This window comes from Nocardioides deserti (assembly GCF_014266025.1).
GTDB classification, from domain to species: Bacteria; Actinomycetota; Actinomycetes; order Propionibacteriales; family Nocardioidaceae; genus Nocardioides; species Nocardioides deserti.
The window spans coordinates 50116-71031 of sequence record NZ_JACMYC010000014.1; the positions used below are offsets into that span (position 1 = coordinate 50116).

The window sequence follows — 20916 nt, forward strand, 5'->3', positions numbered from 1 at the left end:
ACGTGGTCAGAGGTGCGCGGTGCCGTTGGCCCAGGTCTCGGGGCGCAGCACCGGGGAGTCGAGATGTCCCGACTTCTTGATCACCGCCAGGAACGACTTCAGGTGGCGGTCCATGGCCTCGGACGCTCGCTCGGGGTCACGGGCGGCGATGCTCTCGGCGATGTCGACGTGGGCGCCGCGCGCGACGCAGACGTCGTTGTGGGACAGGCCCGCCTGGGGCGTGTGCCAGGCCGCGATGTTGAGGACGTAGCCCATCGTCACGCGGTAGAACTCGTTGTCGCACGAGTCGGCGATGAGGTTGTGGAAGGAGACCACGCCCTCGACGGTCTCCTGCTCCTCGTCCTCCGTGGCCCGGAACATCGCTGCGATCTGCTCCTCCGTGGCGTTGGTCGCGGCGAGCGCGGCGGTCGCGCACTCGACCACCCGGCGGAAGTGGAACAGGTCGCCGAGCGTGGCGTCGGAGAGCGCGAGCAGCACGGCGATCGACCGCGTCGCCTGGGAGACGTCGGGTCGGCTGACCCGGACGCCGCCGTAGGGGCCGCGGCGGGTCGTGATCAGGCCCTCCGACTCGAGGAGCCGGAGCGCCTCGCGCACGGTGCCCCGGCTGTACCCGGTCCGCTCGATCAAGTCGCTCTCACTGGGCAGGTCACGGCCCTCGGGCATCTTCGTGACCACGATCTGGTTGCGGAGCTCCTCGGCCAGCACGGCCGACGCCTTCGGCAGCTTGGTCTTCGGCCAGGGCGGCCGGTCGATCTGGTCGGCGCTGATCAGCTGCCGCCCGCTGAGTTCAGGGGTCATCGTTGGCTCCTCGGTCCACCGTTGAGCGATCGGTCCGGCCGAGCACTCATGACGTCGCGCCGTCCGGGCGCATCTCCCGGATCATCTCCTGCGAGACCCCCAGAGCCTGAAGCACGGCTGCAGTGTCGGCCCCCAGTTGCGGCGGGCCGGAGGTGATCTCGAGAGCTGCTCCGTCGAGCCGCAGCGGTGTGCGCACCTGCGGGACGCCGTCGACGTCGACCACCATCCGTTCGGAGATGACCGGGTCGGCGAAGACCTCGGGGATGGTGTTGACGGGCGCGACCGGGACGTCGGCCGACTCGAGCACGTCCAGCCAGTGGCCCCGCCCGCCGGTCCGCAGCCGGCTCTCCAGCTCGGCGACCAGCTCGTCGCGGTGGGTGACGCGGCCACGGTTGTCCGCGAAGCGCGGATCGTTGCCGAGCTCGGGCGCCCCGAGCGCGGCGGCGAACCGGCGGAAGTGCCGGTCGGTGCCGACGGCGACCGCGATCGGCTCGTCCGCGGTCGCGAGCGTCTCGTACGGAGCGATGCTCGGGTGCTGATTGCCGAAGAGCGCCGGCTCCTTGCCGGCCACGAGCCAGCCGGAGGCCATGTTGGCCAGCATGGAGATCTGGGCGTCGAGCAGCGAGATCTCGACGTGCCGGCCCCGGCCCGTGCGGTCCCGCTCGCTCAGCGAGCTGACGATGCCGAGCGCCGCGAAGACGCCGGCGAACAGGTCGGTCACCGCAACGCCCACCCGGGTCGGGCTGCCGCCCTTGGCGCCCGTGATCGACATCAATCCGCCCATCGCCTGGGCGAGGAAGTCGAAGCCGGGCCGGCCGGCGTAGGCGTTGTCGGAGCCGAAGCCGGAGATGGTGGCCGTCACGACGCGCGGGTTGTCGCGCGCGATCGCAGCGCGGTCCAGGCCGAAGGCCTCCATCCGGCCGGGCAGGAAGTTGTCGATCACCACGTCGGCGTGTGCGGCCAGGCGGCGTGCGACCCGTGCGCCCGCGGCACTCGCCAGGTCGAGGGCCACCGAGCGCTTGTTGTGGTTGACCGCCATGAAGTACGACGCCGTGCCGTCCGCCGCGAACGGGGGACCCCAGTGCCGGGTCTCGTCGCCTCGCGACGGCGACTCGACCTTGATGACGTCCGCGCCGAGGTCGGCGAGATTCATGGTCGCGTAGGGGCCGGCCAGGATCCGGGTCAGGTCGAGCACGCGCACGCCCGACAGCGGACCGGGACGGGCCTCGCCGGCGGGCCAGCCACCGTCGAGCGGACCCGGCTCGCCGGTCATCGGGCGGCCTGGCCGGCGACCAGCTCAGCCATGCCGGGCTGCGCGAAGTGGCACGCGACCATGTGCTCCTCGCCGTCGGTGCCGATGTCGCGCCAGGCGGGCACCTCCGCGGCGCAGACGTCCTGCGCGAGCGGGCAGCGCGTGCGGAACACGCAGCCGCTGGGCGGGTTCAGCGGGCTGGGCACGTCGCCCTGCAGCAGGATGTGCTCGCGGTTGCGCTCGATGTCGGGGTCCGGCACCGGCACCGCCGACATCAGGGCCACGGTGTAGGGGTGCTGCGGGTCGTTGTAGACGGTGTCGCGCGAGGCCAGCTCCATCGGGCGTCCGAGGTACATCACCAGGATCCGGTCGGAGATGTGGTGCACGGCGGAGAGGTCGTGGGAGATGAAGAGGTAGGACAGGTCCCGCGCGCGCTGCAGCTCCCGGAAGAGGTTGAGGACCTGAGCGCGGATCGAGACGTCGAGGGCCGCGGTCGGTTCGTCGCAGATGATCAGGTCCGGCTCGACGGCCAGGGCCCGAGCGATGCCGACGCGTTGGCGCTGCCCGCCGGAGAACTCGTGCGGATAGCGGTCCAGCGCCGACTCCGGCATGCCGACCAGGCCGAGCAGCTCGGCTGCGCGGGCACGGTGCTCGGACCTGGGGACCGTGTCGTGCACCAGGAGCGGCTCGGCGACGATCTGGCCGACCGTCATCCGCATGTTCAGCGAGGAGGTCGGGTCCTGGAAGACCATCTGGGTGCGTCGGCGGGCGGCGCGCACTTGGTTCGCCTTGAGCGTGGTGAGGTCCTGGCCCTCCAGCATGATCGAGCCGGAGGTCGCCTTGACCAGGCCCTGGATGGCCAGCCCGGTGGTCGACTTGCCGCAGCCGGACTCGCCCACGACTCCGAGTGTCTCGCCGTAGCCGATGGTGAAGTCGAGGCCGTCGACGGCCTTGACGACACCGCGGCCGCCGCGGGCGCCAGCCTTCGCCTTGAAGTGCACGGAGAGGTCCCGGACCTCGAGCAGTGTGTCAGCCATGGTTCCTCGCCTCGTCTGCTGCGGCGAAGCACGCCGCCTCGTGTCGGGGTGCGACCGTCACCAGCTCGGGTCGGCGGGCCAGGCCGCGCTCGTCGCGCACGTCGCAGCGTGCGTAGAACGGGCACCCGGCCGGCAGGTCGACCAGGCTCGGCGGCAGGCCAGGGATCGAGACCAGGTCCCCCCGGTCGGGGTCGCGCAGCCGCGGCACCGAGCCGAGGAGTGCACGTGTGTAGGGATGGCGCGGGTCGTGGAAGATGTCGCGGGCGGGCCCCTGCTCGATGACCGACCCGGCGTACATGACGGCCACGCGGTCCGCCAGCCCGGCGACGACCCCGAGGTCGTGGGAGACCCAGACGACCGAGAGGTCCTCGAAGGACCGCACGAGCTCGAGGATCTGCGCCTGCACGGTGACGTCCAGCGCCGTCGTCGGCTCGTCGGCGATGAGGACCTTCGGCTCGCCGGCGAGCGCCATCGCGATCATCGCGCGCTGGCGCATCCCGCCCGAGAGCTGGTGGGGATACTGGTCCACCCGTTGCCGCGGGTCGGGGACACCGACCCGCTCCAGCATCTCGATGGACAGTGCGTGCGCCGCCTTCTTCGACAGCCCGCGGTGGCGGCGGACCCCCTCGCTGATCTGGCGTCCGATCGTGAGGACGGGGTTGAAGGCGCTCAGGGAGTCCTGGAAGACCATGGAGATGTCCCGGCCCAGGACGTCACGCAGGCCACGGCGCGAGAGCGCCAGCAGGTCCACGCCGTCGAGCAAGACCTTCCCGCCGGTCGTGCGCGACGGGGGAGTGGGCAGCAGGCCGAGAGCGGCCAGGAGCGTGGCGGTCTTGCCCGACCCGGACTCGCCGACGATAGCCAGGCACTCGCCGGCAGCGACGGAGAAGCTGACGTGGTTGACCGCCTTCGCCACGCCGGCGCTGGTGCGGAACTCCACCTGGAGGTCCTGGACCTCGAAGACCGGAGCCCCGGGGGCGCGCCCCTCGGGGGACGGCTGGAGGGTGAGCTCGAGGGAGGGGTGGGCGCTCATGCCGCGCGCTCACCTGCCTTGCCCAGGAGCGTGCGGCGCAGCATCCGCGACGTGGCGCCGCCGCCTCTCGTCCGCTGGGTCCGCATCTGTGGGTCGAACCGGTCTCGCATCGCGTCTCCGATGAAGTTGAAGGCCAGCACCATCGAGAGGATGGCGATGCCCGGGAACAGCCCCAGCCACCAGCTGTCGATGCGCGACTGGGCCTCGCTGACCATGGCGCCCCACTCGGGCGTCGGGGGCACGGCGCCCACGCCGATGAAGCTGAGCCCGGCGGCCAGGAGGATCACCATCCCGAGGTCGACGGTGGCCTTGACGAGGATGGGCTGCAGCCCGAAGGGCAGGACGTGCACCCGGAAGATCCGCGCCCGCGAGCAGCCGATGGACTGCGCTGCCAGGACGTGCAGGTTGTTGCGGATCGACAGCACCTGCCCTCGCATCAGGCGTGTGTACTCCGGCCAGGTGACGGCCGCAATCGCGATGACGACGTTGGTCGTGCTGGGACCGAGGGCTGCAGCGATGGCGAGGGCCAAGACGATCGCGGGGAAGGACAGGACGATGTCGCTGATCCGCATGACGACCTCGTCGACCAGGCCACCGAGGAAGCCGGCCACCGCTCCGATGAGGCACCCGATCGCGACCGAGACCGCCACCGTCACCAACGCGATGGGCAGGGAGAGGCGCGCGCCGTGCATCACCCGGGCGAAGACGTCGCGGCCGAGGTTGTCGGTGCCGAACCAGTGCTCGCCACTCGGCGGAGCCAGGCGGCCCTGGAGGTCCTGGTCGGTCACCGGGTCGAAGGGCGTCCACCACGGCACCGTCAGCGCGACCAGGACCCAGATGACCACGATCGTGACGCCGATGTTGAACGCCAGTCGCCCGCCGCCGCCCTCGAGCCGGTCCGCCTTCAGGGCGAGCGTCGGCGTGACCGGAGCAGTCGACATCGTCTCGCCTCGGCCGGTGACCGCGACGGGCGAGCCCGGGTCGGAGGCGTCGCCGGGACGCTGGATGTCGGTCATGTCATTCCCCCAGCCTGATCCGCGGATCCAGGGCCGCGTAGATGATGTCCACCACCGCGTTGGTGACGACGTAGACGGCGCCGATGAGGACGGTGACGCCGAGGATCGCCTGGTAGTCCAGCGCCTTGGCTGCGTCGACCGCGTAGCGTCCGATGCCGGGCCAGGAGAAGACCGTCTCGGTCAGCACGGCCCCGGCGAGCAGCCCTCCGATGGCCAGGCCGAGGACGGTCACGGTCGGGATCAGGGCGTTGGGCAGGATGTGGAACTGCAGCAGGGTCCGGGCCGAGACGCCCTTGGAGCGCGCGGTGACCAGGTGCGGCGCTCGCAGGACCTCGAGCATCGAGGCACGCGTCATGCGGGCCAGCAAGCCCAGGAAGAACGAGCCGAGGACGCACGCGGGCAGCAAGAGGTGCGACATCGCGTTCCACATCGTCGCGAAGTCACCGGTGACCAGGGCGTCGAAGGTGTAGAGCCCGGTGATGTGGGTCGGCGGGTCGAAGCCGCGACCGAGACGCCCCTCCGGTCCCGGCAGGATCTGGAACCGCAGGTAGAAGACCTGGAGACCGATGATCCCGAGCCAGAACACCGGGACACCGGAGGCGACCAGAGCGATCGTGCGCACCACCAGGTCGGGCCACTTGTTGTGGTAGAAGGCGGCGACCGAGCCGAGGATGATCCCGGCGGTGCCCGCGACCACGATGGCGGCGAGCGCCAGCTCGATCGTCGCGGGGAAGAACTCGACGAGGTCGTCGGCCACTCCGCGTCGGGTCAGTGTCGACTGCCCCAGGTCGCCGGTGACGAGGTGCTGGAGGTAGATCCAGAACCTCTCGTGGATCGGCTGGTCCAGGCCCCACTCCCGCTCGTACGTCGCGCGGGCGACCGGGTCGCTGCCGCCGACGTCACCGAGGATCCGTGCGAGCGGGTCGCCCGGGAGGTAGTTCGCCAGCACGAAGGCGATCACCAGCAACCCGAAGAGGGTGGGGATCGCCAGCAGCAGGCGTCGCGTCGCGAACCGTACGAGTCCCACGTGGTTGCCCTCCGACTGACCATAGAATTCGTAGATTGATTATCCTATAGTGGGGTGACCCAGACCATAAGTCAACGTCGACGCGACGCTGGCCCACATGAGCTGCGGACCCGATTCCACCAGCCAGGAGGTCCTGTGCGGCACCGAGAAGAACCGCGAGACACCGAGCCCGACCTCGCGCACCTGCAGGACCGCGCCCGGTTCATCCGTAGCGAGACCGTACGCCTGGCTGCGATCGCCGGAGCCGGCCACTACACGTCGGTGTTCTCGATCGCCGAGATCCTCTCGACCCTCTACTACCGGCAGCTGCACCTGGATCCGCAGGACCCGCGCGACCCCGATCGCGACCGGGTGGTGCTCAGCAAGGGTCACGCGGCCATTGGTCTCTACCCGGTGCTGGCGGACCTCGGCTACTTCGACCCGACCCTGCTGGACACCTACACCCGCTTGGGGTCGCCGTTCGGCGACCACCCCGACATGAAGAAGGTGCCGGGGATCGACTTCAGCTCCGGATCGCTGGGCCACGGGCTCTCGATCGGCGTCGGCATGGCGCTGGGCGCCCGACTGGCGAGCAGGTCCTACCGCACCTGGGTGCTTCTCGGTGACGCGGAGCTCAACGAGGGGCAGGTCTGGGAAGCGGCCATGAGCGCCGCGCACTTCGGGCTCGGAAACCTCGTGGCCCTCATCGATAACAATCAACTCGGCATCGACGGGATGACGCGCGACACGATGGCCGTCGAGCCCCTGCGCGAGCGCTTCGAGAGCTTCGGGTGGGAGGTCCAGCGCGTCGACGGACACGACGTGCCGGCCCTCCTGGCGGCCTACGACGCCCTCCCCGGCACGTCGCACACCGCGCCGCAGGCGATCATCGCCGACACGGTGAAGGGCCGCGGCGTCCGTGCGATGGAGTACAGCCCCGACTGGCACGTCGGCAACCTGGTCGGCGAGGACTACGACGACGTCATGGCAGAGATCGCTGCCGGGCTCAAGCCGCTGGAGGCACGTTCATGAGCGACCAGGACACGACCACCCTCCCCGAGGGGACGACCGACACGGACGCGCAGGACCAGTCCGACATCTTCAACGGCACCGGGCAGGCGGGCCTGCGGAACGCGCGGTCCTCGGACGGGAACGACGTCCGGGCCATCCCCGCCTTCGTCTTCGGCGAGGAGCTCGCCGACCTGGCCGACGTCGACCCGCGGGTGGTCGTGCTGACCGCCGACCTGGCGCGGGCCAACCGGGCCGTCGACTTCGCCGAGCGCCACCCGGACCGCTTCTTCAACGTGGGCATCGCCGAGAAGAACATGATCACCGTGGCCGCCGGGCTCGCCTCGTGCGGCTACGTCCCGTTCGCGGCGACCTTCGCGTCCTTCGCGGCGCTGCTCGGTTGCGAGCAGATCCGAACCGACTGCGCCTACCCGCAGATGCCGGTCCGGGTGGTGGGCCACCACTCCGGCATCTCGATGGGGTTCTACGGCACCAGCCACCACAGCCCCGAGGACCTCGGCATCATGCGCACCATCGCGGACCTGACGGTGGTCTGCGCGACGGACGCCCAGCACCTGCGGGCGCTCCTGCGTGCCAGCCTGGACCACCCGGCCGCGATGTACCTGCGCCTCGGGCGGGGCCGGGACCGCGACGTGTACGACGAGGTGCCGGAGCTGACGATCGGCAAGGCGATCACCGTGCGGCCGGGCAAGGACCTGACGATCATCGCCACCGGCTCGGAGGTGGAGCCCTCGCTGCGCGCGGCGGAGAGCCTCGCCGCCGAGGGGCACGACGTCAGCGTCCTCGACATGTTCACGATCAGCCCGCTCGACACCGAGGCGGTGCTCTCCGCCGCGGCGCGGACCGGCGCCGTCCTCACGGTCGAGGAGGCCAACGTCACCAACGGTCTCGGCACGGCCGTGGCCGAGTGCCTGTTCCAGTCCGGGCTGGGCCAGCCCGTCCGCTTCCGCAAGCTAGGCATTCCCGATGCCTACGTGCCCGTCGGGCCACCGGCAGCGCTCTACGCCCACTACGGGCTCGACGCCGCCGGGATCACGAAGACCGCGAAGGAGATGCTCCGATGACAGTGCAGGCCGGCAGCACCGATCAGGCACTGCGTGCGCGAGCGCGCGGAGTGATCCCAGGAGGCATGTACGGGCACATGTCCATGGAGCCGATGCCCCCGTCCTACCCGCAGTTCATGGCGCGCGGCGAGGGGCCGAGGCTCTGGGACGTCGACGGTCGCGAGTACGTCGACTTCATGTGCGGCTGGGGCACCATCGTGCTCGGCCGCCAGCACCAGGCCGTCGACGCCGCGGTGGCCTCGCAGCTGTCGAACGGCGACTGCCTCAACGGGCCGGGCGCCGTCATGGTCGACCTCGCCGAGCTGCTGGTCGACACGATTCCCCACGCCGACTGGTCGATGTTCGCCAAGAACGGCACCGACGCCACCACGATGTCGGTGACCATCGCCCGCGCCGCGACCGGCCGGCGGCGGGTGCTGATGGCGAACGGGGCCTACCATGGCGCGGCGCCGTGGTGCACTCCCGGCCCCTCCGGGGTCCTGCCGGAGGACCGGGCCTTCATCGCGAAGTTCGAGTACAACGACGTGGACTCCTTGCGGGCGGCCGTCGCCGAGGCCGGCGACGACCTGGCCGCGATCATCGTCTCCCCGGTGCGCCAGGACAACCGGCGCGACCAGGAGCTCGCGCAGCCGGAGTTCGCCCGCGAGGTGCGTGACCTGGCCACGGCCTCGGGCGCGGTCCTGATCCTCGACGACGTCCGGTGCGGGTTCCGCCTCGACGTGGGTGGGAGCTGGGAGCCGCTCGGCGTCCGCCCCGACCTGACGGCCTGGTCCAAGGCCATCGCCAACGGGCACCCCTTGGCGGCGGTGACCGGGATCGACAGCCTCGCTGAGGCGGCGTCGTCGATCTACACCACGGGGTCGTTCTGGTTCGCACCGACCGCGATGGCGGCCGCGATCACGACGATCACCCTGCTCCGCGACACCGACGCGATGGCGCACACGCACCGGATGGCGGAGCTCATGCGCGAGGGCCTCGCCGAGCAGGCGCGCCGGCACGGGCTGAGCATCCGCCAGTCAGGTCCTGCCGCGATGCCGCTGGTCCTCTTCGACGGGGACGCCGACCTCTCGGTCGTCGCCGGGTGGGCCGACGAGTGCGTCAAGCGCGGGGTCTACCTCCACCCGTGGCACAACTGGTTCTACACGGCCTCGCACCAGCCCGAGGACATCGCCTGGGCGCTGGAGCGCACCGACGAGGCGTTCGCGGCGACCGCTGCTCGACAGGCCGCGTCCTAGCCCACGTCGGCCCACGTGGACTACTGCCCGCCCCGTGCCGAGGCACAGGGCGGGCAGTAGCTCCGTCGGGCTCAGCGGAGCCGGCGCAGGCCGGTCACGACGGACTTGGAGTAGAGGTACGCATCGAGTCCCTCGGTGCCGTTCTCCGCACCGATGCCGGACTCCTTGATCCCGCCGAACGGGACCTGGGCGCCGCTCACCGCGACCGAGTTGACCCCGACGATGCCGACCTCGAGCTGCTCCGCGGCGCGGGTGGCCGTCGTGAGGTCCTCGGAGAAGACGTAGCCCGCGAGGCCGTAGGGCGTGCCGTTGGCGCGGCGGAGGGCGTCCTCGAAGGTCGAGAACGTCGCGATCGGGGCCAGCGGACCGAAGGGCTCGGTCTGCATGATCGTCGCCGTCTCGGGCACGCCGCTGAGCACGGTGGGCGCGTAGAAGTAGCCGGGGCCGTCGTCCAGCCTGTGACCACCGGTCTGCACGGTCGCGCCCTGGGTGACGGCGTCCTCGACCAGCTCGACCGTCCGGGCCAGGCCGCGCGAGCTGGCGAGAGGACCGACGTCCGTGCCGTCGACCAGCCCCGACCCGACCGAGAGGGCCCGGGTGGCGGCGGTGAAGGAGGCCACGAAGGCCTCCTCGATCGCTTCTTGCACGTAGAACCGGGTGGCCGCGATGCAGACCTGGCCGGCGTTGCGGAACTTGCCCGCGGCGCACATGCGCCCCGCGAGCTCCGGGTCGGCGTCGCCGAAGACCAGCACGGGCGCGTGCCCGCCCAGCTCCATCGAGACGTTCTTGACGCCCTGCGCGGCGAGCTGCAGCACGTGCTTGCCGACGGGGACCGAGCCGGTGAGGCTCACCTTGCGGATGACGGGGGATGCGATGAGGCGCTCGCTGATCTGCGCGGGGTCGCCGGTCACCACGTTGAGCACACCTGGCGGGAGCCCGGCTTCGGTCAGCGCGGTCGCCATCGCGAGTGCCGCGCCGGGGGCCTCCTCGGCAGGCTTCAGGATCACCGAGCAGCCCGCCGCCAGGGCGGGGGCCACCTTGCGGGAGGCGAGCAGGACGGGGAAGTTCCATGGCGTGAAGGCGGCGACCGGACCGATCGGCTGGCGGAGCACCTGCATGCGCTGGTCGGGATGGCGCGAGGCGACGGTGCGGCCGTAGACCCGGCGTGCCTCGTCAGCGAACCAGTCGAGCTGCTCGACCGTGCTCTGGAGCTCGGCCCGGGCCTCGGCGAGGGGCTTGCCCTGCTCACGGGTGAGCACCACCGCGATCTCCTCGGTGCGCTCGTCGAGCAGCACCGCGGCGCGACGCAGCACCGCGCTGCGCTCCCACGCCGTGGTCTCCCGCCAGGTCTCCCAACCGCGGGCCGAGGCGGCGAGCGCGCGCTCCAGGTCGGCGGGTGTGGCCCGGGGCGTGGTGGCGATGACCTGCCCGGTCGAGGGGTCATCGACCTCGACCACGGCGCCGTCGGAGGCGGCGACCTCGTTGCCGTCGATGAGCATGGAGTGCACGTGCAGCGTCATGGGGCTGTGCGCCTGCCTTCGGGTCGGGATGCGGGTCGGTACGGGATGCGGGTCGGCACGGGATGCGGGTCGGGCGGTGGCCGGACGGCGGCTCAGCTCGTCAGCAGCGGGGCGGTCCGCACGAACTCCTCGAGCCGGTCCCAGGTCGAGAGGTGACCGTCGGACCCCAGCCCCGAGGCGACCAGCGCGGCGGCGCCAGACGCCAGGCGCAGCGACTCCTCCGTCGCCAGGCCACGCACGGTGGCGAGTAGGAACGTGGCGCAGAAGGAGTCACCGCACCCGGTCGTGTCGACGACGTCGACGGCGTACGCCGGCTGGTGGACGACCCGCTCGGCGTCCCGGTAGACCGCGCCTAGCTCCCCGCAGGTGACCACGACGGCGCGTGGCCCGTGGTCGAGCAGCCGTTCGGAGACCTCCTCCGGGGTGCCGGGGCCGACGAGCCCGATCGCCTGCTCGAGGTTGGGCATGAAGTAGTCGGCTCCCGGCAGCAACTCGAGCAGGGGGGCCTCGAGCCACTGCGCCGAGGACTGGAAGTCGAGGGAGACCGTCGCGCCGGCGGCCCGGGCGGCGGCCATCAGCGCCAGCGACCCGGTCCGGTCAAGGCCAGCCATCGCGTCGAGACCGCCGACGTGGACGCCGGCGAACCCGCTCAGGTCGGGCGGACCGAGGTCGTCCCAGCTCACGACGGCGTTGGCGCCGCGGACATGCAGCGCCGGTCTGTCGCCGTTGGGCCGCACCAGCAGGATCGAGGCCGACGTCTGGACGTCCGGAATGCGAACGACCCCCGAGGTGTCGATGCCGTGGTTGGCCAGGCTGCCGAGCAGGAAGGCGCCGATCTCGTCCTTGCCCACGGCGCCGAAGGTGGCCACGTCGGCACCCAGCATCGCTAGGTCGACGGCCACTCCTGCGGCCGTGCCGGCGGGAGCGACCCGGATCTCGCGCAGGCGCAAGCTGCTCTGTCCGGACGGCAGATGGTCGACGGGCGCGCCGAGGGTATCGAGGATGTGGACCCCGACCGTCGCGATCCGTGGGTGCGTGCGGTGGTCGTCGTTCATCGGAGCCTCACAGTCGGTAGCCGGTGGTCTCGGCGCTTCTCGTCACGTCATCGAGCTGGGCTTCCGTGAGCTCGGCCGGCTCGCCCAGGCGAGCGGCGCGGCAGTAGAGCTGGCAGAGCCACTCGAGCTTCTCGGCGTTGGCTGCGGCCTCCGCGAGGGTCGTCCCGATCGTGACCGCTCCGTGGTTGCGCATCAGGGCGCCACGGCGGTCCTGCAGGGCGCGTGCCACGTGCTCAGCCAGCTCGGCGCTGCCGAAGGTTGCGTACGGCGCGACACGGACCGGACCCCCGAGCGCTCGGATCGCGTAGTGGACCCTGGGCAGCGTGTCGCGGACCAGCCCGAGCGCGGTGGCCCACGGCGAGTGCGTGTGCACGACGGCTGTGGCCTCGCCGGACCGGTAGACGGCGAGGTGGAGGGGCGCCTCCGACGACGGGGGAGAGGTCGCCTCGACGACGGAGCCGTCGTGGAGGTCGAGCACCGCCAGGTCGTCCGGTGCCATGTCGTCGTAGTCGAGGCCCGACGGCGTGATGAGCACCCGGTCGGCGATGCGGACACTGACGTTGCCCGACGTGCCGGTGACCAGGCCGCTGTGCAGCATTCGGCGGCAGACCTCGACGATCTCCCGTCGGGCGGTGTCCAGGTTGGCGGCGGTGTCGTGCATCACTGCTCCCTCCGAGGGTCGACGTGACGTCGATCATTAAGTATATTAAACCTTACTTAGCCGAGGTTCTTCAAGGGAGACGTTGTGGACGCCCAGCACGACCTGCTCGATGTGGATCACCTGCTCGACGACGAGGAGCGTGCGATCCGGGACACCGCGCGCCGGTTCGCCCAGGAACGCCTTGCGCCGCACGTGGCCGAGTGGTTCGAGGCCGGCACGCTGCCCGCCCGCGACATCGCTCGCGAGATGGGGCAGGCGGGTCTGCTCGGCATGCACCTCGAGGGATACGGCTGCGCCGGCGTCTCGTCCATGGCCTACGGACTGGCGAGCACGGAACTGGAGGCCGTGGACAGCGGACTGCGGTCACTGTTCTCCGTCCAGGGTTCGCTGGCGATGTACTCGATCCATGCCTACGGCTCCGAGGCGCAGAAGGAGCAGTGGCTGCCAGGCATGGCCGCCGGCACGTACGTGGGTGCGTTCGGCCTCACCGAGCCCGACCACGGGTCCAACCCCAAGGGAATGCGCACCCGCGCGCGGAACGATGGCGGCGACTGGATCCTCTCAGGCTCGAAGATGTGGATCACGAACGGCAGCGTGGCCGATGTCGTCGTGGTCTGGGCGCAGACCGACGAGGGCGTGCGTGGCTTCGTGGTACCCACGGACACTCCCGGCTTCGCGGCCACCGACATCAAGCAGAAGATGTCGATGCGGGCCTCTGTGACCAGCGAGCTCAGCCTCGACGACGTCCGTCTCCCGCACGACGCCGTGCTGCCGGGCGCCCAGGGGCTCCGGGGGCCGCTCGGCGCGCTCAACGAGGCCCGGTTCGGCATCCTCTTCGGCGCGACCGGCGCGGCGCGTTCGTGCGTCGAGACGGCGCTGGAGTACGCCCAGAGCCGGATCCAGTTCGACCGGCCGATCGCCGGCTTCCAGCTCACGCAGCAGAAGCTCGCCGACATGAGCCTCGAGCACGGCAAGGCCTTGCTGCTCGCGGTGCACCTCGGCCGCCTCAAGGAAGCCGGCCGTCTGAGCCACGCCCAGGTGAGCGCCGGCAAGCTCAACAACACCCGGGTCGCGATCGAGATCGCGCGGACGGCGCGCACGGTGCTCGGCGCCAACGGCGTGTCCGGCGAGTACCCGATCATGCGGCACGCCAACAACCTCGAGTCGGTCCTGACCTACGAGGGAACCGCGGAGATCCACACCCTGACCATCGGTCGCGCGCTCACGGGGATCTCGGCGTTCATCTGAGCAGTCCTCCTCATCCATCCTCGGCTCGAAGGAGAAGCACGTGAAGGTCGGCGTTCCCAAGGAAGTCAAGAACCACGAGTACCGAGTCGCCATCACCCCAGTCGGTGTCCACGAGCTGGTCGCGCACGGCCACCAGGTCGTGGTCGAGGCCGGCGCAGGAGTCGGATCGTCGATCGGCGACGACGAGTACGCCGCCGCGGGCGCGACTATGCTCGGCTCGGCCGACGATGTGTGGGGCTCGGTCGACATGGTGCTCAAGGTCAAGGAGCCGGTCGCGGAGGAGTATCACCGGCTTCGTGAAGGCTTGACGCTGTTTACCTACCTCCACCTGGCGGCCGACAAGCCGTTGACGGAGGAGCTGCTGTCCCGCAAGGTCACCGCGATCGCCTATGAGACGGTCCAGCTGCCCTCGGGCGGGTTGCCGCTTCTTTATCCGATGTCGGAGGTCGCGGGCTGCTTAGCACCTCAGGTGGGTGCGCACAGCCTGCTCAGGGCTGAAGGCGGTCGGGGTGTGCTGATGGGCGGCGTCGGCGGCGTCGCGAACGCCAAGGTCGTGATTATCGGCGCCGGTGTCTCGGGCCAGAACGCGGCCAACATCGCGCTCGGGATGGGGGCCGACGTCACCTTGCTGGACACGGACCTGGACAAGCTGCGGATGTCATTCTGGCGCTACGACAACCGCGTGCACGGCCTGGCTTCCTCGAGGCTCGCGGTCGAGCAGCAGGTGATGGAGGCCGACATGGTGATCGGTGCGGTGCTGATCCCCGGTGCCGCCGCTCCCAAGCTGGTCTCCAACGACCTCGTCTCGCGGATGAAGCCGGGCTCGGTGCTGGTCGACATCGCAGTCGACCAGGGCGGATGCTTCGAAGACACTCGTGCCACGACGCATGCTGACCCGACGTACCAGGTCCACGGCTCGACGTTCTATTGCGTCGCGAACATGCCCGGCGCGGTGCCTAACACCTCAACGTACGCGCTGACGAACGCCACGCTGCCTTACGCGGTGAGGTTGGCGGACCGCGGTTGGGCCGACGCCTGTCGTGCCGACGTCAGCTTGGCCATGGGCCTCAACGCCCATGCCGGCAGTCTCACCAACGCCCCCGTCGGCGAAGCCACGGGCATCGAGGCGACCGACCTCGAGGTTGTGCTGGCCTGACCCGGTGCCCGACGCCGGCCGGGCCGGGCTCACCAGACCAGGACGGCCTTGACGACCTTGCCGTCGTGCAGGTCGGCGACGGCCGTGCCGATCTCCTCGAAGGGGTAGGTGCGGATCCAGTCGTCGACCGGGAGCTCCCCGGCCGCGTTCATCGCGATGAGCCGCGGTACCATCTCCTGCGGGTCGGAGTCGCCCTCGATAGAGCCCTTGACGACCTTGCCGTTCTGGAGCATGTCGATGGCGTCGAGCTGGTACTCCTCGGCGCCGAGGCCCAGCACGACGAGCACGCCGCGGATGCCGAGCGCCTGCTGGGCCTGCTTGACGACGGCCGGGACCGCGGTCGTGTCGATGGCGTACGTCGCCCCGCCGCCGGTCAGCTCCTTGACCCGGTCCACGACGGACGGCGCGCCCTCCTCGGCCGCGAGCGCGGACGGGTTGACGACGACAGCGCCGAGGGCAGCGGCCTGCTCGAGCCGACTGTCCATCAGGTCGACAGCGACGACGGTCCCGGTGCCGGTCGTGGCCGCCGCGGCGATCGCGGCCAGGCCGACCGCCCCGACGCCCCAGACGACCAGGCTGTCGCCCGGGCCGGGCTGCAGCACGTTGAGCACGGTGCCGGCGCCGGTCTGGAAGCCGCAGCCGTACGGTGCGACCCGCGTCAGGTCGAGCTCCTGGTCGACGACGACGCAGTTGTCGGCGTACGCGATCGCGTGCCGGGAGAACGAGGACTGGCCGAAGAAGTTGGAGAAGACCGGCCCCGACTCGCGGGAGTAGGCGGTCGAGCCGTCCATGCGCATGCCCATGTAGTTGAGCAGCAGCGAGGAGTCGCAGTAGCCGACCTCGCCGGCGCGGCACCGGTCGCACCGCCGGCACGAGCGGAAGCTCAGCACCACGTGGTCGCCGACCTCGATGCCGGTCACGTCGGGCCCGACCGCCTCGACGACGCCGGCGCCCTCGTGGCCGAAGACGTTGGGGTACATCTCGGCGGGCAGCATCGACGCCATCGTCACGTCGGTGTGGCACAGGCCGGTGGCGACGATCCGCACCAGCACCTCGTCGGCGCGCGGGCCCTCGAGCTCGACGTCCTCGAGCACGAAGTCCTGACCAGGGCCGTTCACGACGGCGGCGGTGGTTCGCATGGCGGTCAACCTAGAACGTGTTCCAACTCCTGTCATCCGTTCTCCGCTCCCTACACTCGGGAGCACGATGACCGACCCCACTGCACGCCCGGCCGCGCCCGACGCCCCCCGCCTCGCCGAGACCTTCGCCGAGGTCGAGGACGCCCTTCTGTCCCGGTGGCCCGAGACCCGGCTGGAGCCGTCGCTGGACCGGATCCGCGCCTTCACCGAGGTGCTCGGTGACCCGCAGCGGTCCTACCCGGTCATCCACCTGACCGGCACCAACGGCAAGACGTCCACCTCCCGGATGGTCGACGCGCTGCTGACCGCCCTCGAGCTGCGCACCGGTCGCTTCACGAGCCCGCACGTGGAGCGGATGAACGAGCGGATCAGCATCGACGGCGAGCCGCTCGACGACGAGGCGTTCGTGCGCGCCTTCAACGACGTGGCGGCGTACACGCACCTCGTCGACGAGGACCAGCCGCACCCGCTGTCGTTCTTCGAGACCGTGGTGGGCATGGCGTACGCCGCATTCGCCGACGCCCCGGTCGAGGTCGCGATCGTGGAGGTCGGCATGGGCGGCTCGTGGGACGCCACCAACGTCGCGGACGGGGCCGTCGCGGTGGTCACGCCGATCGCCGTCGACCACGCCCGCTACCTCGGGGAGTCGGTCGCCGCGATCGCCCAGGAGAAGGCCGGCATCATCAAGCCCGGCGCCCAGGTCGTGCTGGCGCAGCAGCCCCAGGAGGCCGCCGTCGTGCTGCTCGAGCGGGCCGCCGAGGTGGGCGCGACGGTGGTGCGCGAGGGGCTGGACTTCGGAGTGATCTCGCGGGTGCCCGGCGTCGGCGGCCAGCTGCTGTCGCTGCAGGGCCTGCGCGGTCGGTACGACGACGTCTTCCTGCCCCTGCACGGCGCTCACCAGGCGCAGAACGCCGCGGTGGCGCTCGCGACCGTCGAGGCGTTCCTCTCCGGCGGCGACGCCGGCGAGCCGCTCGACGAGGAGCTGGTCCGCGGGGCGTTCGCCGAGGCGACCTCGCCGGGCCGCCTCGAGGTGGTGCGCCGCTCGCCGAGCATCGTGCTCGACGCCGCGCACAACCCCGCCGGCGCCGAGGCGACCGCCGCCGCGCTCGAGGACTCCTTCACCTTCTCCCCGCTGATCGGCGTCGTCGGCGTGATGGGCGACAAGGACGCCGAGGGGCTGCTGGCGGCCCTCGAGCCGGCCCTCGCCCACCTGGTCGTCACCCAGAACAGCACCTCGCGCGCGATGCCCGCCGAGGAGCTCGCCGAGGTCGCCCGCGGCATCTACGGCGAGGACCGGGTCACCGTCGCGCCGCGGCTCGCCGACGCCATCGACGCCGCCGCTGCGCTGGCCGAGGCCGGCGAGGCGCTCGGCAGCCCGCTCGGGTCCGGCGCCGTGCTCGTCACCGGCTCGGTCGTCACCGTCGGCGAGGCCCGCACCCTGCTGGGAGGACCCCGATGAGCAACCCCGAGCAGCGCTCCCCGCGCCGCGGCATGTGCGCGGCGATCCTGTGCCTCGAGGCGATCGCGCTCGGCCTGACCACGCCGGTGATGATCACCATCGCCGACGTCGACACCGGCCTCGCGCTCGCGATCGGGCTCGGGCTGACGGTCGTGTGCCTGCTGCTCGCCGGCATGCTGCGCAAGCCGTGGGCCTACACCGCCGGCTGGCTCGTGCAGGTCGCGGCGGTCGGGCTCGGCTTCGTCGTGCCGATCATGTTCGTCCTCGGCGGCATCTTCGCGCTGCTGTGGGGCACCGCCGACTTCCTCGGCCGCAAGATCGAGCGCGAGCGCGCGGAGGCGTACGCCGCGTTCGCCGCCGACCAGCCCACACCCGGGACGGCCCCCGAGGCCTGAGCCGGGGTGCGTCGGACCGCACGGTTCGGACCGCACGGTTCGGACCGGCCAGGTCACGTCCGGTCGGGCCGGGCGAGCGCGGCGGTCAGGGCGCGCAGTGCGGAGTCGAGCTGCTGGTCCGTGCACCCGCCGAAGCCGACGACCAGCCCGTGCAGCGCGGCGCTGCGGCACTGCCCGGCCAGCAGCGGGACGTCGAACCCCGCCGCGCGCGCAGCCTCGTGTGCGCGCAGGGCTCGCGCCTCGTCGAGCCGGACGGTGGCGTACATCCCGGCGATCGGCCCTGCCAGCTCGCCGTGCGGCCCGAGCGCCGCGGCGACCCGCTCGGCGCGCTGGGCGTACCGGCGCCGGGCCGACCGGACCACGCGGTCGACGTAGCCCTCGCGCAGGAGGGAGAGGAAGGCCCGCTGCACCGGCCACGCGGCGGCGTCGTGAGTGATCTCCCGCGTCCCGTCCACCCGGTCGAGCATCGCCGGCGGCGCGACCAGCCAGCCCAGGCGCATGCTCGGGGCGACGGTCTTGCTGGCCGTGCCGAGGTATGCCACGTGCTCGCGGTCGAGGCTGGCCAGCGCGGGAACCGGCGCGACGTCGTAGCGGAACTCCGAGTCGTAGTCGTCCTCGACCACGAGCGTCCCGGCGGCCCGGGCCGCCGACAGGAGCGACACCCGGGCGTGGCCCGGCATCGTGTGCCCGAGCGGGTGCTGGTGGGCCGGCGTGACGTACGCCGCCGCGAGCCCGCGCAGGTCCCAGCCGGCGGGGTCGTCGGCCGGCAGGTCCACCACGGTGCGGCCGGCCAGTCCGGCGACCGCGGCCGCCGACCGGTAGCCGGGGTCCTCCAGGCCGACCGGCCCGGGCGGCAGGGCGGTCAGGACGTGACGGAGCCCGTCGCCGGTGCCGGCGGTCACCCGCACGTCGTCGGCCTCGACGTCGAGGCCGCGGGCGCGCGCGAGCCTGGCCGCCAGCTCGGCTCGCAAGGCAGGCAGGCCTCGCGGGTCGTCGTACCCCTCCGGCGGGCGTGCCGCGCCGACGTCGCGCCACGCGCGGCGCCACGCGTCGGCGTACCGCGGATCGATCCAGGGCGTGCCGGTGTCCAGGCGCACGAGTGCCGGAGCCGCGGACGCGGGAGAGGCGCGGCGGCGCGGACGAGGCGCCAGCCCGGTGCCGCCGGCGACGAACGTCCCGGACCCGTGGCGGCCCTCGAGCCACCCCTCGGCGACCAGCTGTGCGTAGGCGCGCTCGGCGACGGCGCGGGCGACGCCGAGCTCACCGGCCAGCGCGCGGGAGCTGGGCAGGCGGCTCCCGACCGGGAGCCGGCCGTCGCCGACCTGGCGGCGTATCTCGTCGGCGAGCTGCGCGCCGAGCGCCCGTCGGTCGGAGCGGTCGAGGACGACGGCGAGTGTCTGCACGAGTGGCCTGCCTCTTTGGTGGCTAAGTGGCTGCTGAGACTAGGCCACTCGTCGGTCATGCTGGGGCCGTGACCACGAACGCCGCCCCGCTCTCGCCGACCGACCGCACGACCGTCCAGCGCGGCAAGCACCGCGTGGTCGACGACCGCGAGCAGCTGCACGGCTTCCTGGCCGAGGCGCTCGTCGCGCACGTCGGCGTCGTGGTGGGCGACCACCCGGTGGTGCTGCCCTGTGCGTACGCCGTGGACCTCGCCGGTCCCGACGAGGGCGGCTCGCTCTACGTGCACGGCTCGGTCGCGTCGGTGTGGCTGCGGCACGCCGTCGGGTCGACCGTCTGCGTGACCGTCACCGAGCTCGACGGGCTCGTCGCGGCCCGCTCGGCGTTCAACCACTCGATGAACTACCGCTCCGCGGTCGTGATCGGCCGCGCCCGCCTGGTCGAGGACGAGGCCGAGCGGGCCCGGGCGCTGGACCTGGTCGTGGACCAGATGGTCCCCGGCAGGGCCGCGACCCTGCGCACCAGCACCCGCAAGGAGCTCGCGGCGACCGCCGTGCTCGCCGTACCGCTCCACGAGGCGTCGATGAAGGCCCGCGCCGGCGGCCCCGGCGACGAGCCCGAGGACGTCGCCGCCGGCACCTGGGCCGGGCACGTCCCGCTGCGGCGCGTCGCGGACCCCGTGGTGCCGGCGCCCGAGGCGACCGGGCCGGTGCCGGCCGACGTGGCCGCGCGTGCCGCGGCGCTGGCCGCTCGGTAGGGTCCGGGCCATGACGCAGCGCACCCTGGTCCTTCTCAAGCCCGACACCGTCCGCCGCGGCCTGGTCGGCGAGGTGCTCTCCCGCTTCGAGGCCAAGGGGCTGTCCATCGTCGCGATGGAGCTGCGCCACATCGACGCCGGCAAGGCCGACGAGCACTACGCCGAGCACGTCGAGCGCGACTTCTACCCGCCGCTGCGCGACTTCGTCACCAGCGGCCCGCTCGTCGCGCTGGTCCTCGAGGGTGACGAGGCGATCGAGGTCGTCCGCGCCCTCAACGGCGCCACCGACGGCCGCAAGGCCGCTCCCGGCACCATCCGCGGCGACCTGTCGCTCTCCAACCGCGAGAACCTCGTCCACGGTTCCGACTCGCCCGACTCCGCCGCCCGCGAGATCGCGATGTGGTTCCCGCAGCTGGCGCTGTAGGGGGTGTCAGCATCCCAAGTTCACTTGGGATGCTGACGCTTTGCGGCCATCGCAATGGCCGAGAAGTGGCAACAACGGCCGTACAGTGCGCCGCCGCTCGCCACATCCGTCACACGCGCCGCAGCAGACACGCCGGGAATCCCGGCGTGGCTCCCGGCGGAGACGGCGTCCGGTCCTTACGCTCCCGGTGGGCGCCGGCGCGTGGTGCGCCCGCGACTTCCCCGGACGCGA

The 20916-nt window shown here is 71.8% G+C and carries 20 protein-coding genes; 9 read left to right on the forward strand and 11 right to left on the reverse strand.

Translation table 11 applies throughout. The features are described from left to right. Positions 1 to 6: 6 nt before the first annotated feature. The 6 genes from H7344_RS16910 to H7344_RS16935 are packed head-to-tail and all read right to left on the reverse strand — an operon-like array spanning position 7 to position 6163. On the reverse strand, positions 7 to 798 hold the full coding sequence (locus H7344_RS16910; RefSeq protein ID WP_186347171.1) for a FadR/GntR family transcriptional regulator: 792 nt from the start codon (positions 796 to 798) through the stop codon (positions 7 to 9). A 46-nt stretch (positions 799 to 844) separates the two neighbouring features. Beyond that, complete coding sequence (locus H7344_RS16915) at positions 845 to 2071, reverse strand: CaiB/BaiF CoA transferase family protein (protein ID WP_186347172.1); 1227 nt, start codon at positions 2069 to 2071, stop codon at positions 845 to 847. Then, positions 2068 to 3087: an ABC transporter ATP-binding protein gene (locus H7344_RS16920; protein WP_186347173.1), complete on the reverse strand. Its 1020-nt coding sequence runs from the start codon at positions 3085 to 3087 to the stop codon at positions 2068 to 2070. The genes H7344_RS16915 and H7344_RS16920 overlap by 4 nt, the downstream gene beginning before the upstream one ends. Continuing rightward, positions 3080 to 4120 (reverse strand): ABC transporter ATP-binding protein, encoded by a 1041-nt coding sequence (locus H7344_RS16925; RefSeq protein ID WP_186347174.1) that lies wholly within the window; start codon positions 4118 to 4120, stop codon positions 3080 to 3082. The genes H7344_RS16920 and H7344_RS16925 overlap by 8 nt, the downstream gene beginning before the upstream one ends. Next, positions 4117 to 5136, reverse strand: coding sequence for an ABC transporter permease (locus H7344_RS16930; RefSeq protein WP_222130797.1), 1020 nt, complete (start codon positions 5134 to 5136; stop codon positions 4117 to 4119). Before H7344_RS16930 ends, H7344_RS16925 begins: the two co-directional genes overlap by 4 nt. Before the next feature lies 1 nt (position 5137). Next, positions 5138 to 6163 carry an ABC transporter permease gene (locus H7344_RS16935; protein WP_186347175.1) on the reverse strand — a complete coding sequence of 342 codons (1026 nt, stop codon included), beginning with the start codon at positions 6161 to 6163 and terminating at the stop codon, positions 5138 to 5140. Positions 6164 to 6298: 135 nt separating this feature from the next. On the opposite strand from H7344_RS16935, the gene H7344_RS16940 reads away from it, so the two are divergent. The 3 genes from H7344_RS16940 to H7344_RS16950 all read left to right on the forward strand — a co-directional run bounded on the left by H7344_RS16940 (position 6299) and on the right by H7344_RS16950 (position 9470). Next, positions 6299 to 7174 carry a transketolase gene (locus tag H7344_RS16940; RefSeq protein WP_186347176.1) on the forward strand — a complete coding sequence of 292 codons (876 nt, stop codon included), beginning with the start codon at positions 6299 to 6301 and terminating at the stop codon, positions 7172 to 7174. Continuing rightward, on the forward strand, positions 7171 to 8235 hold the full coding sequence (locus tag H7344_RS16945; protein ID WP_186347177.1) for a transketolase family protein: 1065 nt from the start codon (positions 7171 to 7173) through the stop codon (positions 8233 to 8235). Before H7344_RS16940 ends, H7344_RS16945 begins: the two co-directional genes overlap by 4 nt. An 83-nt stretch (positions 8236 to 8318) precedes the next feature. After that, entirely contained in the window at positions 8319 to 9470 is a 1152-nt protein-coding gene (locus H7344_RS16950; RefSeq protein ID WP_222130798.1) for an aminotransferase class III-fold pyridoxal phosphate-dependent enzyme, read from the forward strand. Positions 9471 to 9541: 71 nt separating this feature from the next. Here H7344_RS16950 and H7344_RS16955 read toward each other — a convergent pair whose 3' ends face one another. The 3 genes from H7344_RS16955 to H7344_RS16965 all read right to left on the reverse strand — a co-directional run bounded on the left by H7344_RS16955 (position 9542) and on the right by H7344_RS16965 (position 12706). Then, positions 9542 to 10990: an NAD-dependent succinate-semialdehyde dehydrogenase gene (locus tag H7344_RS16955; protein WP_186347179.1), complete on the reverse strand. Its 1449-nt coding sequence runs from the start codon at positions 10988 to 10990 to the stop codon at positions 9542 to 9544. Positions 10991 to 11082: 92 nt separating this feature from the next. Beyond that, complete coding sequence (locus H7344_RS16960; RefSeq protein ID WP_186347180.1) at positions 11083 to 12045, reverse strand: carbohydrate kinase family protein; 963 nt, start codon at positions 12043 to 12045, stop codon at positions 11083 to 11085. A gap of 7 nt (positions 12046 to 12052) precedes the next feature. Further along, positions 12053 to 12706, reverse strand: a complete 654-nt coding sequence (locus H7344_RS16965) for a class II aldolase/adducin family protein (RefSeq protein WP_186347181.1) — start codon at positions 12704 to 12706, stop codon at positions 12053 to 12055. 84 nt (positions 12707 to 12790) lie between these two features. Between H7344_RS16965 and H7344_RS16970 the strand changes: the two genes are divergently transcribed. After that, the gene (locus H7344_RS16970; RefSeq protein ID WP_186347182.1) at positions 12791 to 13954 is read left to right on the forward strand and encodes an acyl-CoA dehydrogenase family protein; all 1164 of its coding nucleotides are present in this window, start codon (positions 12791 to 12793) and stop codon (positions 13952 to 13954) included. 40 nt (positions 13955 to 13994) lie between these two features. Continuing rightward, positions 13995 to 15110, forward strand: coding sequence for an alanine dehydrogenase (ald, locus tag H7344_RS16975; RefSeq protein ID WP_186347183.1), 1116 nt, complete (start codon positions 13995 to 13997; stop codon positions 15108 to 15110). A 29-nt stretch (positions 15111 to 15139) separates the two neighbouring features. Here the strand turns inward: ald and H7344_RS16980 are convergent, their stop codons facing one another. Continuing rightward, the gene (locus H7344_RS16980) at positions 15140 to 16249 is read right to left on the reverse strand and encodes an NAD(P)-dependent alcohol dehydrogenase (protein WP_186347184.1); all 1110 of its coding nucleotides are present in this window, start codon (positions 16247 to 16249) and stop codon (positions 15140 to 15142) included. Positions 16250 to 16316: 67 nt separating this feature from the next. On the opposite strand from H7344_RS16980, the gene folC reads away from it, so the two are divergent. Continuing rightward, on the forward strand, positions 16317 to 17708 hold the full coding sequence (gene folC / locus H7344_RS16985; RefSeq protein ID WP_186347185.1) for a bifunctional tetrahydrofolate synthase/dihydrofolate synthase: 1392 nt from the start codon (positions 16317 to 16319) through the stop codon (positions 17706 to 17708). Next, a complete protein-coding gene (locus H7344_RS16990) occupies positions 17705 to 18103 on the forward strand; it encodes a DUF4233 domain-containing protein (protein ID WP_186347186.1) in 399 nt (132 codons plus the stop codon). Before folC ends, H7344_RS16990 begins: the two co-directional genes overlap by 4 nt. 53 nt (positions 18104 to 18156) lie before the next feature. Here H7344_RS16990 and pdxR read toward each other — a convergent pair whose 3' ends face one another. Continuing rightward, on the reverse strand, positions 18157 to 19506 hold the full coding sequence (gene pdxR / locus H7344_RS16995) for a MocR-like pyridoxine biosynthesis transcription factor PdxR (RefSeq protein ID WP_186347187.1): 1350 nt from the start codon (positions 19504 to 19506) through the stop codon (positions 18157 to 18159). A 68-nt stretch (positions 19507 to 19574) separates the two neighbouring features. Here pdxR and H7344_RS17000 point away from each other — a divergent pair, with 68 nt between their 5' ends. Both H7344_RS17000 and ndk read left to right on the forward strand, forming a co-directional pair. Next, positions 19575 to 20261 carry a pyridoxamine 5'-phosphate oxidase family protein gene (locus H7344_RS17000; protein WP_186347188.1) on the forward strand — a complete coding sequence of 229 codons (687 nt, stop codon included), beginning with the start codon at positions 19575 to 19577 and terminating at the stop codon, positions 20259 to 20261. A 10-nt stretch (positions 20262 to 20271) separates the two neighbouring features. Then, positions 20272 to 20685 (forward strand): nucleoside-diphosphate kinase, encoded by a 414-nt coding sequence (ndk, locus tag H7344_RS17005; protein ID WP_186347189.1) that lies wholly within the window; start codon positions 20272 to 20274, stop codon positions 20683 to 20685. Positions 20686 to 20916 lie beyond the last annotated feature (231 nt).

What these genes read in the sequence shown, in the direction of transcription:
- H7344_RS16945 (WP_186347177.1), top strand. Translation starts at nt 7,171, where the DNA reads ATGAGCGACCAGGACACGACCACCCTCCCCGAGGGGACGACCGACACG.
- H7344_RS16980 (WP_186347184.1), bottom strand. Translation starts at nt 16,249, where the DNA reads ATGCGAACCACCGCCGCCGTCGTGAACGGCCCTGGTCAGGACTTCGTG.
- H7344_RS16950 (WP_222130798.1), top strand. Translation starts at nt 8,319, where the DNA reads ATGGAGCCGATGCCCCCGTCCTACCCGCAGTTCATGGCGCGCGGCGAG.
- H7344_RS16910 (WP_186347171.1), bottom strand. Translation starts at nt 798, where the DNA reads ATGACCCCTGAACTCAGCGGGCGGCAGCTGATCAGCGCCGACCAGATC.
- H7344_RS16955 (WP_186347179.1), bottom strand. Translation starts at nt 10,990, where the DNA reads ATGACGCTGCACGTGCACTCCATGCTCATCGACGGCAACGAGGTCGCC.
- H7344_RS16920 (WP_186347173.1), bottom strand. Translation starts at nt 3,087, where the DNA reads ATGGCTGACACACTGCTCGAGGTCCGGGACCTCTCCGTGCACTTCAAG.
- H7344_RS16960 (WP_186347180.1), bottom strand. Translation starts at nt 12,045, where the DNA reads ATGAACGACGACCACCGCACGCACCCACGGATCGCGACGGTCGGGGTC.
- folC (WP_186347185.1), top strand. Translation starts at nt 16,317, where the DNA reads ATGACCGACCCCACTGCACGCCCGGCCGCGCCCGACGCCCCCCGCCTC.
- H7344_RS16925 (WP_186347174.1), bottom strand. Translation starts at nt 4,120, where the DNA reads ATGAGCGCCCACCCCTCCCTCGAGCTCACCCTCCAGCCGTCCCCCGAG.
- ndk (WP_186347189.1), top strand. Translation starts at nt 20,272, where the DNA reads ATGACGCAGCGCACCCTGGTCCTTCTCAAGCCCGACACCGTCCGCCGC.
- H7344_RS16990 (WP_186347186.1), top strand. Translation starts at nt 17,705, where the DNA reads ATGAGCAACCCCGAGCAGCGCTCCCCGCGCCGCGGCATGTGCGCGGCG.
- H7344_RS16930 (WP_222130797.1), bottom strand. Translation starts at nt 5,136, where the DNA reads ATGACCGACATCCAGCGTCCCGGCGACGCCTCCGACCCGGGCTCGCCC.
- H7344_RS16915 (WP_186347172.1), bottom strand. Translation starts at nt 2,071, where the DNA reads ATGACCGGCGAGCCGGGTCCGCTCGACGGTGGCTGGCCCGCCGGCGAG.
- H7344_RS16965 (WP_186347181.1), bottom strand. Translation starts at nt 12,706, where the DNA reads ATGCACGACACCGCCGCCAACCTGGACACCGCCCGACGGGAGATCGTC.